14 protein-coding genes and 1 pseudogene are annotated in these 15,958 nt (G+C 39.4%); 10 read left to right on the top strand and 5 right to left on the bottom strand.

Translation table 11 applies throughout. From position 1 onward, the window contains the following. The first annotated feature begins 158 nt into the window (after positions 1 to 158). Positions 159 to 2,141, top strand: a complete 1,983-nt coding sequence (locus HMPREF9010_RS15805; RefSeq protein WP_008648244.1) for an alpha-L-arabinofuranosidase C-terminal domain-containing protein — start codon at positions 159 to 161, stop codon at positions 2,139 to 2,141. A 115-nt stretch (positions 2,142 to 2,256) separates the two neighbouring features. Here the strand turns inward: HMPREF9010_RS15805 and HMPREF9010_RS15810 are convergent, their stop codons facing one another. From HMPREF9010_RS15810 to HMPREF9010_RS15830, 5 genes are all read right to left on the bottom strand, one after another. After that, on the bottom strand, positions 2,257 to 2,937 hold the full coding sequence (locus tag HMPREF9010_RS15810; protein WP_004307298.1) for an RloB family protein: 681 nt from the start codon (positions 2,935 to 2,937) through the stop codon (positions 2,257 to 2,259). A 6-nt stretch (positions 2,938 to 2,943) separates the two neighbouring features. Then, on the bottom strand, positions 2,944 to 4,095 hold the full coding sequence (locus tag HMPREF9010_RS15815; RefSeq protein WP_229065835.1) for an AAA family ATPase: 1,152 nt from the start codon (positions 4,093 to 4,095) through the stop codon (positions 2,944 to 2,946). 258 nt (positions 4,096 to 4,353) lie between these two features. Continuing rightward, positions 4,354 to 5,508, bottom strand: a complete 1,155-nt coding sequence (gene galK, locus HMPREF9010_RS15820) for a galactokinase (RefSeq protein ID WP_008648242.1) — start codon at positions 5,506 to 5,508, stop codon at positions 4,354 to 4,356. Positions 5,509 to 5,558: 50 nt separating this feature from the next. Further along, positions 5,559 to 6,869 (bottom strand): MFS transporter, encoded by a 1,311-nt coding sequence (locus tag HMPREF9010_RS15825; protein WP_004307295.1) that lies wholly within the window; start codon positions 6,867 to 6,869, stop codon positions 5,559 to 5,561. 51 nt (positions 6,870 to 6,920) lie between these two features. Continuing rightward, positions 6,921 to 8,018: an aldose epimerase family protein gene (locus HMPREF9010_RS15830; RefSeq protein WP_004307294.1), complete on the bottom strand. Its 1,098-nt coding sequence runs from the start codon at positions 8,016 to 8,018 to the stop codon at positions 6,921 to 6,923. A gap of 259 nt (positions 8,019 to 8,277) precedes the next feature. Here HMPREF9010_RS15830 and HMPREF9010_RS15835 point away from each other — a divergent pair, with 259 nt between their 5' ends. The 9 genes and pseudogenes from HMPREF9010_RS15835 to HMPREF9010_RS15875 all read left to right on the top strand — a co-directional run bounded on the left by HMPREF9010_RS15835 (position 8,278) and on the right by HMPREF9010_RS15875 (position 15,957). After that, positions 8,278 to 9,249, top strand: coding sequence for a type I phosphomannose isomerase catalytic subunit (locus HMPREF9010_RS15835; protein ID WP_004297466.1), 972 nt, complete (start codon positions 8,278 to 8,280; stop codon positions 9,247 to 9,249). A 207-nt stretch (positions 9,250 to 9,456) separates the two neighbouring features. Beyond that, positions 9,457 to 10,422, top strand: coding sequence for a tyrosine-type DNA invertase cluster 3b (locus HMPREF9010_RS15840; protein ID WP_008648239.1), 966 nt, complete (start codon positions 9,457 to 9,459; stop codon positions 10,420 to 10,422). Positions 10,423 to 10,754: 332 nt separating this feature from the next. Next, positions 10,755 to 11,336: a UpxY family transcription antiterminator gene (locus HMPREF9010_RS15845; RefSeq protein WP_004300054.1), complete on the top strand. Its 582-nt coding sequence runs from the start codon at positions 10,755 to 10,757 to the stop codon at positions 11,334 to 11,336. A gap of 66 nt (positions 11,337 to 11,402) precedes the next feature. Further along, on the top strand, positions 11,403 to 12,515 hold the full coding sequence (locus HMPREF9010_RS15850; protein WP_004317895.1) for an MraY family glycosyltransferase: 1,113 nt from the start codon (positions 11,403 to 11,405) through the stop codon (positions 12,513 to 12,515). 1 nt (position 12,516) lies between these two features. Beyond that, positions 12,517 to 13,404, top strand: coding sequence for a glucose-1-phosphate thymidylyltransferase RfbA (gene rfbA, locus HMPREF9010_RS15855; protein ID WP_008648237.1), 888 nt, complete (start codon positions 12,517 to 12,519; stop codon positions 13,402 to 13,404). 4 nt (positions 13,405 to 13,408) lie between these two features. Further along, positions 13,409 to 14,473, top strand: coding sequence for a dTDP-glucose 4,6-dehydratase (rfbB, locus tag HMPREF9010_RS15860; protein WP_008648235.1), 1,065 nt, complete (start codon positions 13,409 to 13,411; stop codon positions 14,471 to 14,473). 5 nt (positions 14,474 to 14,478) lie between these two features. Further along, positions 14,479 to 14,813: pseudogene (locus HMPREF9010_RS15865) on the top strand (sugar 3,4-ketoisomerase); the annotation flags it as partial. Between the two features lie 65 nt (positions 14,814 to 14,878). Then, entirely contained in the window at positions 14,879 to 15,301 is a 423-nt protein-coding gene (locus HMPREF9010_RS15870; RefSeq protein WP_004300044.1) for a sugar 3,4-ketoisomerase, read from the top strand. Continuing rightward, the gene (locus HMPREF9010_RS15875) at positions 15,298 to 15,957 is read left to right on the top strand and encodes an acetyltransferase (RefSeq protein WP_004300042.1); all 660 of its coding nucleotides are present in this window, start codon (positions 15,298 to 15,300) and stop codon (positions 15,955 to 15,957) included. Before HMPREF9010_RS15870 ends, HMPREF9010_RS15875 begins: the two co-directional genes overlap by 4 nt. Position 15,958 lies beyond the last annotated feature (1 nt).

Genomic DNA, 15,958 nt, shown 5'->3' with positions numbered 1-15,958 from the left:
ATTATAAATATCAGATGCGGATGGAAAATTGTGCAAATGAATGGAATTTGATCCTTTTTGACCGATAAACACCTATTAATGATAAATTTGGGTACGGAGAAAATAGAGAATCTGATTATCTTTGCATTTTAACTATATATAATTTTTTATTGAGAACCATGAGAAGATACGCAAATTTATTGGCAGTATTAGCCTTGTCTACTAACCTTGCCCTTCATGCGCAAACCAATGAGTTGGTGATACAGACGAAGAAGCTGGGTGCAGAAATCCAACCTACTATGTATGGACTCTTTTTTGAGGACATCAACTACGCTGCCGACGGCGGACTTTATGCCGAACTGGTGAAGAATCGTTCCTTTGAGTTTCCACAACACCTGATGGGATGGAAAACGTATGGAAAAGTGTCATTAATGAACGATGGTCCTTTTGAGCGTAATCCGCATTATGTGCGCCTTTCCGACCCCGGACACGCACATAAGCATACCGGATTGGATAACGAAGGTTTCTTCGGCATCGGTGTCAAGAAGGGAGAGGAATATCGTTTCTCTGTTTGGGCGCGTTTGCCGCAAGGAAGTACGAAAGAAACATTGAGAATCGAACTTGTAGATACCCAATCAATGGGCGAACGTCAGGCACTTGTTGCAGGGAATCTTACGATTGATTCTAAGGACTGGAAAAAATACCAGATGATCTTGAAGCCCGGCAGTACTCATCCGAAATCCGTACTCCGTATTTTCCTTACCTCCAAAGGAACAGTAGATTTGGAGCACGTCTCCCTTTTTCCGGTTGATACCTGGAAAGGACATGAAAATGGGCTTCGTAAAGATTTGGCACAAGCATTGGCGGATATTCATCCCGGAGTCTTCCGCTTTCCCGGTGGTTGCATCGTAGAAGGTACCGACTTGGAAACTCGTTACGACTGGAAAAAATCAGTTGGCCCGGTAGAAAACCGTCCCTTAAATGAAAATCGTTGGCAGTATACTTTTACTCACCGATTCTTCCCTGATTATTATCAAAGCTATGGATTGGGATTCTACGAATATTTCCTGCTGTCTGAAGAAATGGGTGCGGCACCTCTGCCGATTCTGAATTGCGGACTTTCCTGCCAATATCAGAATAATGATCCGAAAGCTCACGTAGCAGTTTGTGATTTGGATAACTATATTCAGGATGCACTCGACCTGATTGAGTTTGCTAATGGAGACGTGAATACTACGTGGGGAAAAGTACGTGCCGATATGGGACATCCTGCTCCGTTTAACCTGAAGTTTATCGGTATCGGTAACGAACAATGGGGGAAAGAATATCCCGAACGTCTCGAACCGTTTATCAAAGCCATTCGTAAAGCTCACCCGGAAATCAAAATAGTAGGTAGCTCCGGTCCGAATTCCGAAGGAAAAGATTTTGATTATCTGTGGCCTGAAATGAAACGCCTGAAAGTTGATTTGGTGGACGAACATTTCTATCGTCCTGAAAGCTGGTTTCTGGCTCAAGGCGCCCGCTATGACAACTATGACCGTAAAGGTCCGAAAGTATTTGCCGGTGAATATGCCTGCCATGGAAAAGGAAAGAAATGGAATCATTACCATGCTGCTTTGCTAGAGGCTGCTTTTATGACCGGATTGGAACGTAATGCTGACATCGTTCACATGGCTACCTATGCTCCGCTTTTCGCTCATGTGGAAGGATGGCAATGGCGTCCTGATATGATTTGGTTCGATAACCTGAACTCTGTGCGTACCACTAGCTATTATGTACAACAACTGTATGCGCAGAATAAAGGAACAAATGTGCTTCCCCTTACCATGAATAAGAAAAATGTAACGGGAGCCGAAGGGCAGAACGGACTCTTTGCCAGTGCTGTTTACGATAAGGATAAGAATGAACTGATTGTAAAGGTTGCCAATACCTCCGCCACAGCTCAACCGATTTCCTTGAATTTTGAAGGATTGAAGAAACAAGATGTACTGTCTAATGGTCGTTGTATCAAACTTCGTTCGCTTGATTTGGATAAGGATAATACACTTGAACAACCTTTTGCCATCGTTCCGCAGGAAACTCCGGTATCTATTGAAGGCAATGTGTTTACTACCGAATTGGAACCCACTACGTTTGCAGTATATAAATTTACGAAGAAATAAGTAGAACTAATTAGATGTTATTAGATCAATAGGTTTTAGATTTTTGTTAATTGTAAAAAGTAAGGGCGGCTTCCATCACGGAAGCCGCCCTTCTTGATGTATAGTTATGTTATGATCATAATAACTTTTCAGGATGAGTTAGTTCTTCTACTAGCTCATATACAGTAGTACAAGGTTTGTGAGCTGCATAATCTGTTCCCGAAAATGATTCTCTTAAGCGTTGAGCATGTTTGATAGCTAATGATTCATCTCCTATACGTTGTAATATGTCGAAAGTTTCCGGTGATTTCTTTTTATATCGGTAGTTTGAATCATTTGTTCTATTTTGGATTTCCCTTTCTATTTTCTCAATGTATTGAGAACGGGATATGCCAGTATCCAAATATTGAAAATGTAGATAATACCAAAGTTCGAATGACTCATTAGACCATGCGCAAAGAATATGATTCTTTTTTGCAAGCTGTATGGCGTTATTGAAATCATTAAAGTCATCTTTATCAAAAACAGCCCATACCCTGTCAAACTCTTTATTTGATTTATCACGAATAGCTATGGTTTCTTTGATAAGACTGACTGTACCTTGTCCCTTACCTTCAATTGTAACTTCACGGATATCCGAATAACGGTCTTTTATTAAAGCCTTGAAATAGTTAGGTTCAGTTCTTTCACCTTCACATACGATAAGGAAACTAACAGATACATTGCGTATTGCTACTTTTCTTCTTTTATCCAGTTTTGCCTGTCTTTGTTCTCTTTTTATTTCCTCAAACCGATGTTTCGGCAGCAGTCTACTCATTGTGTATTAATCTTTAATATATGGAATTGCGCCATAACGTCCGTTGATATAATCTTTTTCAAAACTACGGTCTTTCCGAATTTTGTTTCCTTCCGGTTCTCTGAATTCTGCTAATGAATAGAGGTCGGTAGCTTCCGAATGATCTTTTTCCGTAAACCAAATCTGATCCCTACGGAATGTCTTTACATTCAGTAAATTAGTGTCGTGGGTAGCAAATATTAATTGAGCTCCCTTGGGATTTGTTTTGGGGTTATTAAAAAGTTTAATAATATGTTGAGTTAGCAGTGGGTGAAGCTTCGAATCGAGTTCGTCTACAACCAGTAGATCCCCTAACATCAATTGACTAATAACTAAGGCGGCCAAATCGAATAGTTTGTTAGTACCCGATGACTCATGTTCTTTCATGGAGAAGCGGGTTTCTCCAATGACTTCTCCCTGTTCATTATACAAATTATGTATGGTGTATGCTTTGATTTCTTTAGCCAACTTTTCATCTTCAGGAAGTTCAAATCTGTTAAACCCTACATTCATAGATTTCAAGAAGTCTTGAATCTCTTGTTGAAAGCTAAGATCCGGATTTTCAATATTACACATATCATTTGTAAATCCAGACCAAGATTCATGGTTAATGCCTGATATTATCCAAAAATTATCAATTTTGTAAATGATTTTTTTTGCAATTTCACCATTAAAAGAATCAATTGTCGATAAAAATAGTCCATTGTCACGTACCTTTTCTTCTAAACCTTTACCTTCATTATAATCGTCAGCTATTCCGATTCCTTCTTCCGTACGAACAAATAAGCATTTTTCCTTTTTCGCTTTTCCCTCTTTTGTATATAGCCATTCTTCATAAACTTTTTGATTATTTGCTGTGAAACCATATCTATATGCTACGTTATCTAGTAATAGTTCAATTTCAAAAAATGATGGTTCTTTGGCTGTTTCTTGATTTAATAAGAAAGGGGAAATTTTTAATTTGTCTGTAGAGTTTAATTTAGAAGAAGAATTGATAATCTTTTTAAATCTACCAATTGCCTTCAATAAATTACTTTTTCCACTTGAGTTAGCTCCATAAATAACAGCTGATGGAAGTAGTCTATATCCTTCTTTCTCTATAACAGATTCATTCAATTCCTTAATAGCGGTAGCTTCCATGCTCAAAACCTTTTTGTCTTTGAACGAACGATAGTTGCCTACTGTAAAATTGATTATCATATTGTTTTTATATTAAGTTGTCTATTCTATAGAACATGACAAAGATACGAATAGTTTTAGATAATTCTCTTAAAATGAGAGAAATTCTCATTTTAAGAGAGTAGAGTTGAGGTTGTGTGTTATTATGCCGTGTAAAAAGTAAGGGCGGCTTCCATCACGGAAGCCGCCCTTCTTATTTATTTAATTTCGAATAAATTCTTATTCCAGTCTACGAGAACCGTCACCGATTACTACGTCATACACTTTCGGGCTTCTGCCGAATTTAGCTTTGAAAGCAGCTTTTGTTTTTTCAACGAAGTTATCGTACAACTCATCCTTAACAAGGTTGATAGTACAACCACCGAAGCCGCCACCCATAACGCGTGAACCGGTTACACCGTACTCTTTAGCGCAGTCATTCAGGAAGTCGAGTTCTTCGCAGCTTACTTCGTACAACTTGCTCATGCCGTGATGAGTTTCGTACATCTTCTTACCTACAGTTTCGTAATCATCCTTTTCCAATGCCTCGCAAACATCGAGTACACGTTGGATTTCTTCGATTACATATTCTGCACGCATATAGTCTTCAGCGCTGATATCAGCTTTCGCTTCTTCTAGCATAGCCATTGTACAGTCGCGCAGGAATTCTACGTGCGGATGTTTTTTCTGGATAGCGGCAACAGCAGCTTCACAGCTTTGGCGACGCTTGTTATAAGCAGAAGAAGCCAATTCGTGTTTCACAACTGAATCCATCAGAACCAGACGATAACCTTCCGGATGGAATGGGAAATACTGATACTCCAGTGAACGGCAATCCAGACGGATCAAGCTACCAGCTTTACCGAATACGGAAGCAAACTGGTCCATAATACCGCAGTTCACACCACAGTAATTATGTTCTGTAGCCTGGCCAACTTTAGCCAATTCAAATTTATCTATTTTGTTTTCACCGAACAGTTCGTTCAGTGCGAAAGCATACGTACTTTCCAAAGCGGCAGAAGAAGACATACCTGCACCCAGAGGCACATCACCTGCGAAAGCAGTATTGAATCCCTTCACGTCAACGCCACGTTTAATCATTTCACGGCATACACCGAAAATATATCTTGCCCAGCTGGCACGTGGAGCATCCTCTTCGTTCAGGCCAAATTCTACATAGTCTTTCAAGTCGATAGAGTAAGCTCTAACCTTGTCAGTACCGTTCGGTTTGATTTCAGCAATCATGCCTTTGTCTACGGCTCCCGGAAATACGAATCCACCATTGTAGTCAGTGTGTTCACCGATCAGGTTGATACGGCCCGGAGAAGCATATAAAAATCCAGTAGTTCCGTCAAAGTGTTTAATGAATCGACTTCTTACGTATTCTGTATCCATGATATTTATATATTTTAAAGGTGAATAAATTGAATTCTATTCTATGGTGATTATTCCACAGGAATATCCTTATTTACATTCTTGCAACCTACCAGGCCGTAGAACAACAGGTAAGCAAGTGCCGCGATGATAACCCAGTAGCTAGGCATGAAACCAGCGATGTCAGCCACCCAACCCTGGATAACGGGCAGGATACCTCCACCACAAACCAATACCATAAACAGACCGGAAGCAGCAGCCAAATATTTTCCTAATCCTTCTACTGCAAGGTTGAAAATACCACCCCACATGATAGAAGTACAAAGACCTACTAATACCAAATACATAGCGTTGATAGGTACTTCTGCAAAACCGAATGACAAACCGCCGGTAGCACTCTGTTGAAGTACAGGCAGGTTAACCAATGTTCCGGTAGAAGAGAAGATAGCAAGGAATACTAAAATCAAACCCAGTGCAGATGTAAACGTAAGCATCGCTTTACTGGAAATTTTAGCACCGAGTGATGCGCCGGCCAGACGGCCGATCAACATTAAGAACCAATAAGTTCCTACCACGAAACCTGAAATCGTAGAAGCGATACCTGCTCCGCCTTTTTCTACAGGGTCTGTCAGGAATAGATTCAAAGTACCCGGTACACCTACTTCAATACCTACATATACAAAAATTGCGATAGCTCCCAAGATGAAATGACGGAACTTTAAAGCACCCTTCATCAATTTGCCGATAGGTTCTGTTGCGGCATTGGCGTTAGGTTCGGGGATTTGTACAAACAGAAGTACGAAGAAAGCAAAAGCGAACACAGCCATAGCAGTGTACATCACAGGAAATATCTGTGAAATAGTTGCTTTTTCGATAGAACCGGCGATCAGGATACCTACAAACATCGGAGTAATGGTAGCCATTACAGAGTTGAAAGATCCACCTACCTGGATAAGCTGGTTACCTTTGTTACCTTCACCACCCAGTTTGTTCAACATCGGGTTTACAACTGTGTTAAGCAAACACATGGAGAAACCAGCTACGAATGCACCAATCAAATAAACGGCAAATGCCATTTCCGGGCTGGAATGACCGGATAAGAATTGGATACCTACGCCAATGAAACCGATAGCTACTGCGATAAGTGCTGTTTTCTTATAGCCCACGCGTTGCAACAGGATACCGCTCGGAATACCCATTACTGCATAAGCAATAAAGTTTCCGAAATTTCCCAGCATACCTAACGCGTTTGATACGTCGAACTGGTTTTTCAACACGATACCCATAGGAGCAGCGAGGTTGGTAACAAATGAAATCATACCGAAAAGGAAAATCATCGTAATGATTGCAATGATTTTACCGTTCTTTTTTTCTTGTGTCATGGTTCAAAAAAAATGTTAGTTTATAAAATTAGGTTAGTTATTTTTCAAATCTTATTCTTCTACCGTAAATTTGTAGACAGTGATCTGTTGGTATTCATCACCCGGCAGCAAAGTAGCCGATGGGAAATGAGGTTTGTTCGGAGTATCCGGGAAACACTGTGCTTCAAAGCAGATAGCGCTTCTGGCAGGGAATGTAGCTCCGTGTGCACCTTCAAATCCATTGAGCCAGTTGCCCGTATAGAGTTGTACACCCGCTTCGGTGGTATATACTTCCATGATACGTCCGCTTTCCGGGTCCTTGCAAGTGGCAGCCAGGTCGAGCGAACCGCTTTCCATCTTGTTCAGTACATAACAGTGGTCATATCCTGCACCGAAAATCAGTTGCTGGAATTTGTCGTCGATACGTTCGCCTACAGTGTGCGGAGCACGGAAATCCATCGGAGTACCTTCTACTTTGGCAATTTCACCGGTAGGGATAGAAACTTCGTCGATAGGCGTATAGAAATCAGCGTTGATCGTAACGATGTGGTTGTTAACGGTAGGAGTAGGGTTGGAAATACCGGCGAGGTTGAAGAAACCGTGGTTAGTCAAGTTAACGACTGTAGCTTTGTCGGTGGTAGCGCGGTATTCGATAGTCAGTGCATTTACTTCATTTTCCAGGCGGTAAGTCATTTCCACTTCCAGATTGCCGGGGAATCCCTCTTCGCCGTCAGCAGAAACATAGTTGAATTGCACTGTGCTCTCATCAATCTGGACAGCATCCCAAACACGGGCGTGGAAACCGGTAGGTCCACCATGCAGAGAGTTAGGTCCGTTGTTAATCGTGAGTTCATGTTCTTCGCCGAACAAGGTGAATTTTCCTTTCGCGATACGGTTGCCGTAGCGTCCGATAGTAGTGCTTAGGAAAGGTTCCGGGCTGTTGATGACGTGGTCGATGCTGTCGTGTCCGAGGATTACATTAGCATACTTACCGTTTTTGTCCGGTACCATGATAGAAAGAATGGCGCATCCGTAATTGGTTACAGCTACTTCCATTCCCTTTGTGTTTTTGAGGATAAATAAATCAGTTTTCTTATCATTTATATCCTTTTGGAAATCTTTCCGGCTGAGCCCTGATAGATTCCCTTCTGTTGGGAATGTGTTATTCATGTCTGGTATTATTAAAAATTTCCTGCAAATAAAGGGAAATTCTTTCTTACTCACAAATTATTCCGACTAAATATGACAGGTGCTTTAGGAAAGTTTAGCTTTATTACTTCATCTTCTTTGGATGCAAGGACAAAAGATGATTTCTTAAATGAATTTTCATCCTCCTTTTCTTAAAAACTGAACTATTTTTTGTATGTTTGTTCCCGGATTGTAACAATCCGAGCGAATTTAATCTAAGTTTATAACAAGAAAAACAAAAATGTATCCATTAAAATTCGAACCTATTCTGAAGCAGACGCTTTGGGGGGGCGACAAAATTATTCCGTTCAAGCATTTGAATTCAGACTTGAAAGGAGTAGGAGAAAGCTGGGAGATTTCCGGTGTTGAGAACAATGAATCCGTAGTGGCTAATGGCCCGGATAAAGGTTTAACCTTGGCCGATATGGTAAGAAAGTATCGTGAGGAACTGGTTGGTGAAGCGAATTATGCCCGTTTCGGCAATAAATTCCCACTGCTCATTAAGTTCATCGACGCCAAACAGGATTTGTCAATCCAGGTACACCCAACAGATGAGTTGGCGAAGAAACGCCACAATTCAATGGGAAAAACCGAGATGTGGTATGTGGTAGATGCCGACAAAGGAGCTAAATTGCGTTCAGGATTCTCTGAACAGATTACCCCGAAAGAATATAAAGAACGCGTGTTGAACAATACGATTACCGACGTATTGCAGGAATATGAAATTCATCCGGGTGATGTATTCTTCCTTCCTGCCGGACGCGTGCACAGCATCGGGGCAGGTTCTTTCATCGCCGAGATTCAGCAAACTTCTGATATAACTTATCGTATCTACGATTTCAACCGTAAAGATGCGAATGGTAAAACCCGTGAACTTCACACCGATTTAGCCCGTGAAGCCATCAACTACGAAGTGTTGGATGACTATCGTACTAAATACGAACCACTGAAGGACGAACCGGTAGAACTGGTTGCCTGCACCTACTTCACGACTTCTCTGTATGACATGACTGAAGAAATCAGTTGCGACTATTCCGAACTCGATTCATTCGTGATCTTTATCTGTATGGAAGGATCCTGCAAGATGAGAGACAATGAAGGCAATGAACTGACTGTCAGTGCAGGAGAATCTATCCTGTTGCCTGCTACCACGCAAGATGTCACTATCACTCCCGAAGGAGGAAGTGTGAAATTGCTGGAAACATACGTATAAGATAATAGCGTACAAAATGAAGGTCATCCGACTTTGTTTCATCCTCATGATGGGCAAAGCCGGATGACTTTTTTTATTACTAATAGAATAAAAACGGCAAAAAACTCTTTAACTATATTTATTAAAAAGTTTATCTGGAACACACAAAAAGATTCGTTCTTTTGCCGCTAGCCAAATGGCATAATATATAAAATAACTAGTGATGTAATGAGGAACAAAAATGGATTTAGCCGATGTGCAGAGTTCTACATCGGCCGTTTGCGAAAGGAGGGACGCTATTCTACGGCGCATGTCTACAAGAATGCTCTCTTCTCTTTCAGCAAGTTTTGCGGCACGCTCAATGTGTCGTTCAGGCAAGTCACCCGGGGAAGTTTACGACGCTACGGGCAGTATCTTTACGAGTGTGGCTTGAAGCCCAACACGATTTCTACGTATATGCGTATGCTTCGTAGTATTTATAATCGGGGAGTGGAAGCGGGCATTGCGCTTTATGTGCCGCGACTGTTTCATGATGTTTATACGGGTGTCGATGTTCGCCAGAAGAAGGCCCTGCCTGCTGTCGAATTGCATAAGCTTCTGTATGAGGATCCCAAGTCGGAGCGTTTGCGTCGTACGCAAGCTATTGCTGCCCTGATGTTTCAGTTCTGTGGAATGTCGTTTGCTGATTTAGCTCATCTGGAGAAATCAGCTTTGGAACAGAATGTGTTGCGATACAACCGTATCAAAACTAAAACCCCGATGAGTGTGGAAGTACTTGATACAGCCAGGGAAATGATTAACCAGCTTCGCAATAGGGAAGATGCACAACCCGATTGTCCGGATTATCTGTTTGACATTCTTAGCGGCGATCAAAAGCGTCTGGATGAAAGAGGGTACCGGGAATATCAGTCCGCTCTCCGCCAATTCAATAATCGTTTGAAGGACTTGGCAAGAGCCTTGCATTTGCAATCTCCCGTCACTTCCTACACACTTCGCCATTCTTGGGCAACGACAGCGAAGTATCGGGGAGTACCTATTGAAATGATTAGTGAATCATTGGGCCATAAATCTATAAAAACCACACAAATCTATTTGAAAGGCTTTGGACTTAAAGAACGTACAGAGGTAAATAAAGGGAATTTATCTTACATTAAAAACTGTTGTGTAGGCAGGATGAAAAGTGCAAAGTATTAGTATTCAGAACTAAAGTGTGTGTTACTTCTTAGGTAACGGAACTTAAATTTGACGCAAAGATAGACAAAAACATAAATAGTAAGCAAATATTCTTCCACTTTTTTTCGTTTTATCTGAAATATAGGAAAAAAACTATCCGAACATGAAATAACTTTATTTTCATGTTCTAAACTTTTTATTGCCTAATCTCTGGATTTTTCCTGTTGAGTATTAGGCAGTTCCTTTCTTGTGCCCTATTCCTATATGTGATTTCCATTTTTATAGAGACGCGCGCCTTGTGTGTGTATTGTCCGTTACCTAAGAAGTAACGGAAACTTAAGGGGTAAAAAAGTATGATTCTAACGAAAGAAACTTTAAGTGCTGGGCCTAAAATTGGGACAGGGGAAGGCGTAGCACACTCTAAACGCTGGTATGTCGCTCTGGTTCGTATGCATCATGAGAAGAAGGTAGCCGAACGTTTAGACAAAATGGGGATTGAAAATTTTGTACCGGTCCAGCAAGAAGTACATCAATGGAGCGACCGCCGTAAAGTGGTTGAATCCGTGCTGCTTCCCATGATGGTTTTTGTACATGCTGATCCTAAAGAACGCAAAGAGGTTCTTTCCTTTTCTACCGTTAGTCGTTATATGGTAATGCGCGGTGAGAGCAGTCCGACTATCATTCCTGATGAACAAATGGCCCGTTTCCGTTTTATGCTCGACTATTCCGAAGAGGCAATCTGTATGAATAGCGCTCCTTTGGCACGTGGTGAAAAAGTACGTGTTGTCAAAGGTCCTTTGACTGGTCTTGTAGGAGAACTTGTCACGGTGGATGGCAGGAGTAAGATTGCTGTCCGGTTGAATATGCTGGGGTGTGCTTGTGCGGATATGCCGGTTGGGTATGTGGAAAAGATTGAAAATCAAGTTGCTGTATAAAAATGAATTATTGCATCAACTAAATGGGGCTTAATATTAAACTTTATTCATGAAATAATTATTCGAATGAATTATATATTTATAATCTTAGCTTTTGTTATTTCTGTCTGTATAGCGTTATTTGTCATACCTCGCATATTACTAATTTCTCTTCGTAAGAGATTATTTGATATACCAGATAAACGTAAAATCCATACATGTGCCATTCCACGTTTGGGGGGAGTTTCTTTTTTCCCAACGATATTATTTTCTTGTTGTTTGGTATTGGCATTCCGTACTATAACAGGATATTATATTTCAGATTTACATGCAACTTGTTTTTTATTGGAATGTTTGTTTTTAGTCTGTGGGTTGACTCTTTTATATTTGACAGGAATTACAGATGACCTTATTGGAGTGCGTTATCGCCAAAAGTTTGTGATACAAATTCTCTGTGCTTGTTTTTTTTCTATCGCAGAGCTTTGGATAAATGACTTATATGGGTTATTGGGGATATATGCAATTCCAAATTGGATTGGTATTCCTTTTACTATATTGACCATTGTTTTCATTACTAATGCTATTAATTTAATAGATGGAATTGATGGATTAGCATCAGGATTGAGTAGTGTTGCGCTTTTGGTCTTTGGCCTTTTGTTTATAGAGAAAGGGCTGTGGATGTATAGTATGCTTGCGTTTAGTACCTTAGGTGTATTAGTTCCTTTCTTTTATTATAATGTTTTCGGTAATGCAGAACGGGCACGGAAAATATTTATGGGAGATACCGGCAGCTTAACTTTGGGGTATATACTAAGTTTTCTTGCTATCAAATATAGTCAGAACAATCCTGAGGTAATTTCTAATACCAAAGGTACTTTTCTTATAGCCTTTAGTACACTAATAATTCCAGCTTTTGATGTGATTCGTGTGGTAATGGTACGTTTGCGTAATGGAAAGAGCCCTTTTGAACCAGATAAGAATCATATTCATCATAAATTTTTGGCAATGGGATTTACACCCCGTAAAGCTATGATTATTATAATATTAATATCCTGTGCATTTAGTGCTGTAAATATTTTATTGATACCATGGGTGAATAATACTGTGATATTGATAGGAGATATTGTAGCCTGGATTGCTTTAAATCTTTGGTGGGATAAAGTGAGAGATAAGCGCACACATTTAAACAGATTATATTAAAATGAAAGGTATTGTTTTAGCCGGTGGATCTGGTACTCGTTTGTACCCTATTACCAAGGGAGTTACTAAGCAGCTTCTTCCCATATTTGATAAACCGATGATTTATTATCCCATTTCGGCTTTGATGCTTGCAGGTATTCGTGAGATTTTAATAATTTCTACTCCGTATGATCTTCCTGGTTTTCAACGATTATTAGGTGATGGTTCTGATTTCGGTGTCCGTTTTGAATATGCAGAACAACCTTCGCCTGATGGTCTTGCGCAAGCATTCATTATTGGAGAGGAATTTATTGGTGATGATTCGGTTTGCTTAGTACTAGGAGATAATATTTTTCATGGTCAGGGGCTGACTTATATACTAAAAGAAGCTGTACGCATGGCTGAAGAAGAAAACAAAGCTACTGTATTTGGCTATTGGGTATCAGATCCCGAACGTTATGGAGTTGCGGAATTTGATAAAAACGGTAATGTATTAGGATTGGAAGAAAAGCCTGTTCACCCAAAATCAAACTATGCTGTAGTGGGCCTTTATTTCTATCCCAATAAAGTGGTTAAAATAGCAAAGAATAGCAAGCCATCTGCACGTGGAGAATTGGAAATAACTACAGTAAACCAATGTTTCTTGGATACTAAAGAATTAAAAGTCCAACTTTTAGGACGTGGTTTTGCATGGCTTGATACTGGTACGCACGATTCTTTATCAGAGGCTAGTAATTTTATTGAAGTGATAGAAAAACGTCAGGGGTTAAAAATAGCTTGTTTAGAAGGAATTGCTTTTCGGAAAGGCTGGATTACTCCTGAAAAAATGATGGCATTGGCACAGCCGATGTTAAAGAATCAATACGGGAAATACTTGATGAATGTAATAGATGAATTAAAAGAGAAATAGAAAGATGAAGCGGAATATATTGATTACTGGTGGTGCAGGATTTATTGGAAGCCATGTTGTTCGCTTATTTGTGAATAAATATCCTGAGTATCATATTATAAATTTAGATAAGTTGACTTATGCTGGAAATTTAGCTAATTTGAAAGATATTGAAGGTCAGCCGAATTATACTTTTGTAAAAGCTGATATTTGTGACTTTGAGAGAATAATACAGCTTTTTAAACAGTATAATATTGATAGTGTGATACATTTGGCAGCAGAAAGCCATGTTGATCGTAGTATTAAAGATCCATTTATTTTTGCACAAACGAATGTGATGGGTACTCTTTCATTATTACAGGCAGCTAAGTTGGCTTGGGAAACTTCAGAAACGGGATATGATCATAAACTTTTTTATCATATTTCAACAGATGAAGTATATGGTGCATTAGATTTTGACGGAACATTCTTCACTGAACAAACAAAATATCAGCCACATAGTCCTTATTCTGCTAGCAAGGCTGGTAGTGATCATTTCGTACGTGCTTTTCATGATACATATGGAATGCCTGTTATTGTTACCAATTGCAGTAACAATTACGGGCCTTATCAATTTCCCGAAAAGCTTATACCTCTTTTTATTAATAATATCCGTCATGGTAAAGCCTTACCGGTTTATGGTAAGGGTGAGAATGTACGTGATTGGTTGTATGTAGTAGATCATGTACGTGCTATTGATACCATTTTTCATAAAGGAAAAATAGCTGAGACTTATAATATTGGTGGTTTCAATGAATGGACAAATATTGATTTAATTAAGGTTATCATTAAAACTGTAGATCGGTTATTGGGTAATCCGGACGGTACTTCCGAAAAGTTGATTACATATGTAGCTGACAGAAAAGGACATGATTTACGCTATGCTATTGATTCTAATAAGTTGAAAAAAGAATTAGGATGGGAACCGTCTTTGCAATTTGAGGAAGGTATTGAAAAAACTGTTCGCTGGTATTTGGAAAATAACGAATGGATGGAAAATATAGCGAGTGGAGAGTATAATAAGTATTATGAAAGTATGTACAAAATATAAAAGTTATGAATGTATCAGATTGTAGGTTGATTGATCTTCCAAAATTTTTGGATAAAAGAGGTAATCTCTCTTTTGCCGAGGAATTTAAGCATATTCCATTTAAAATAGAACGGACATATTGGATATACGATGTCCCTGGTGGAGAGAAACGTGGAGGCATGCATATAAAGAAAATCAGGAATTTATTATTGCACTTTCCGGTAGTTTTGATGTGCTCTTGGATGATGGTAAAGAGAGGAGAAAAATCCATTTGAATCGTTCATACTATGGATTGTACGTACCAAAGCAGATATGGAGACAGATGGATAATTTTTCTACTAATTCGTTAGCTTTAATATTATCTTCAACTCCATATGGAGAAAATGATTATATACGTGATTACGAAACTTTCAAAAATACTGCATTATGAGTAAAAATAGTACAGTCTATGACTGCACAATTATAGAGCTTGATAAGCATCACAGAGATGAAGGTAATATCACTGTGGTTGAAAATGTTAAAACTGTTCCATTTGAAGTAAAACGTACCTATTATCTATACGATATACCAGGTGGCGAGGCGCGTGGTGGACACGCTCATAAAGAATTGTTTCAGCTGGTGATAGCTGCTAGCGGTAGTTTTAATGTAACAGTTGATGATGGCAGTGTGAAACGTACCTTTTCATTAAATCGTCCTTATCAAGGTTTATATATTGTTCCGGGAATGTGGAGAGAACTGGATAACTTTTCATCTGGAGCAGTGTGTCTGGTACTTGCTTCAATGCCTTATGATGAAGCTGATTATATACGAATATATAAGGATTTCTTGGAGTATAAGAATACAAAATGAAAAAGCAGGTATTGATAATTGGTGGTAATGGACATGGTTCTGTTATTGCAGCTTGTATAAAAGATAACCAGAAAAACGGATACGATGAAGATATTGAAATCTGTGGTTTTGTGAACGATTTTGTAGATAATGTAGATGAGTATGCTGTTTTGGGAGGTACTGATAGAATTCAGCATTTTGTCGATGAAGGGTATTATTTTATATGGGGAATACATATGATAGGACGAAATGTCTTGACAGAAGAACTGTTTAAGAGACTAAATGTTCCATTGGATAGATTAGTAACAATAATACATTATACAGCATTTATTGGAGAGAACGTGGTTCTTCATCCAGGGGTAGTGGTCATGTGTCATGCATATATTGCTCCTCGAACAGAACTGGGCATAGGGACAATGGTAAAATCCAATACTTGTATCGGACACGATGTTAAATGTGGACCATTATGTCATTTTGCAATGGGTTCGATAACCGGTTCATTGGTGGTTATAGGTAAGTGTGCTGATGTTTCTATAGGTGCTACAGTTTTAGAAAAGAGAAAGATTGGCAATTTTGCTATGGCAGGAGCAAGAAGTTTGGTTACTCATGATATACCAGACTCTGAAATACATGTAGGGTTACCTGCAAAATTCTTGAGAAGAATTATGGAAGATTAAT

This window comes from Bacteroides sp. 3_1_23, from assembly GCF_000162555.1.
Classification (GTDB): Bacteria; Bacteroidota; Bacteroidia; order Bacteroidales; family Bacteroidaceae; genus Bacteroides; species Bacteroides ovatus.
The sequence above is the reverse complement of the archived record's forward strand: the minus strand, read 5'-3'. Positions and strand labels throughout refer to the sequence as shown.